Here is a 2,094-nt window from a genome sequence, read left to right as displayed (position 1 = left end):
CCTTTTTCTGGGGGCCGTCATTTGTTTATGGTAAAGGGGAGTCTGAAACTTCGCATACCAAATCCTCATGGGTCCGATATTTCAAAAGCTCTTCTTTCAGAGATATTGCGCCAAGCTGGTATATCGCGTGAAGAATGGAATGCAAGATAAATAATCATTTTAGTTATCAACAGTAGGTTTTGTTTCAGTTGATGTATACTATGTGTATAACTCTTTTCAGAAGAGTTCTTGTAATCATATTATTATTAGAATTTTTATGAAAATACTCAACACCATGCTTGCAAAAAAAGGTATTGTCGAAGCTACTTCTGCAATACTTTTTTTGTTGGTAGGCGTAACGCCAGCGTACGCATCGCTGACATTTACCGCCGACACCATTACGTCGACTGACTCGACAAACGGTCTTGTTATCACGACGGCTGCAGCCGGAACCACATTCACAGGAGGTCCTGTGAAGTTTGGCGCCGGAGCATCGCTTGATGTCACGGCAGCAGGCGCGCTGAATATTGGTACGACAACTGCGACAAGCATTGTGATGGGTAACAACGCTACAACTGCATATACCTTTACGGGATCGGCGGCTGGCGGTGGCGTTCGAACTCTTTCCATTGCAGCTCCAACGGCAAATGCAGGGGATGTGCTGCGTATTGTTGCAGGGACCGGTGCTGCCGGTGGCAATAATAATGGGGGCGACCTTATGTTTCGCGCGGCAGCAGCCACAGGCACTGGCGTGGCAGGACAAATCATGTTTGAAGATTCCACAGGGGCAAACATGAATCTCATCATGCTTAATACCGGTGTTTTTAGTTTGCGTGGCGGTGCGCAGTTTACACCGACTGGCGGTTCACTTACTCTTGCAACAGCAACAAACGGCAGCTTTACGGTTACACCAAATGGTACTGGGGATACTATTTTTTCTACAGACGCAGAAAGTAAGGTGATTTTTTCTGGAGGCAATGATGCACAAGCGGATATCACAACCCCGGCTAATGAAAGACTCTATATCTATCCAGGCGGAACAGGTAGCACTCACTTCCACCAGGATGAAAATACAAACTTCATGTGGGGGATCTATAATGAAGCTGCGAATGGTGCCGCAACAAACTTTGCTATGCCGATTGCGCAGATGATGTTTGATACGGGACAGATACTATCAGCAGGGTCATCATTAACAGGCATGAGTCTTGATCTTTCAACAAGTCTTACCACCGATGTCGGAGGTAATGCGATCACTGCATATATTGCAACTGTTCCAAATGGCGGAGCCGGTACAACGGTTGGTTATGATTTGACTGGTGCGGCAGACATAGGCATTCGTCTCGGTGGTGCAACAACGGATATTTCAACAGCAGCCGGTGAATCACTTACCATTCAACCAACTACAACGACAGCAGCGAATACAGTCGGTGGTAGCGTGACAGTTGCAGCAGGTACTGGAGCAGGAACGGGTAATGGCGGAGATCTCAATCTTCGAGCTGGTGCGGCTGGAGGCGGTGCAGCAGGAACCGTTATGTTCCGCAAGGCGGACAACTCGGCAGCGAATCTCTCTATGTCCGATGCTGGTGTTATGACTCTTGCTGCCGGTAATACAGTTACAAATACAGGCGCAACACTTGTATTTAATACATCAACAGCAACAGATGATTCATTGACACTTGCGCCCGCAACAGGAGGCGCAGGCCGATTCGCAGGTATCCTTACCTCGGCCGATGTCACCGTTGCAAACAAAACATGGACCTTCCCTGATGTAACAGGTAACATTGTCCTTGATACCGGAGGAGCAACCACCGGTAATGTCCTTCTTGAAACAGAAATTGACGCAAGCACTGAGTTACTTGCATTAATGGATGATGAAACCGGCACCGGCGCATTGGTCTTTGCAAACACGCCAACATTTGTTTCGCCAGTCCTTGGCGCAGCAACCGGTACCAGTCTCGCCACATCAGCCCAGAACATCTTTACCGCAGCATCAGGCACCGCTCCGACAGTCTTCCGCTCAGCTACCGCAACCGATGATGATATTAATGTTCTTCCCTTTGCAGGAGGCGCAGGCCGATTCGCAGGTATCCTTACCTCGGCCGATGTCACCGTTGC

General features: G+C 48.6%; 2 protein-coding genes. Both read left to right on the top strand.

Going from position 1 to position 2,094, the window contains the following annotated elements:
* Window positions 1-150 (top strand): type II toxin-antitoxin system HicA family toxin (locus tag AAB400_04415; GenBank protein MEK7649124.1); only part of this gene is annotated, 150 nt, incomplete at its 5' end.
* 106 nt (window positions 151-256) lie between these two features.
* Window positions 257-2,094: hypothetical protein (locus AAB400_04410; protein ID MEK7649123.1), on the top strand; the 1,838-nt coding region annotated here is incomplete at its 3' end.

The sequence above is a fragment of the Patescibacteria group bacterium genome, assembly GCA_038065255.1.
Lineage (GTDB): Bacteria > Patescibacteriota > Patescibacteriia > JACQRZ01 > JACQRZ01 > JBBTRI01.
Note: the sequence above shows the minus strand (reverse complement) of the source record. Positions and strands in the feature narration are given on the sequence as shown.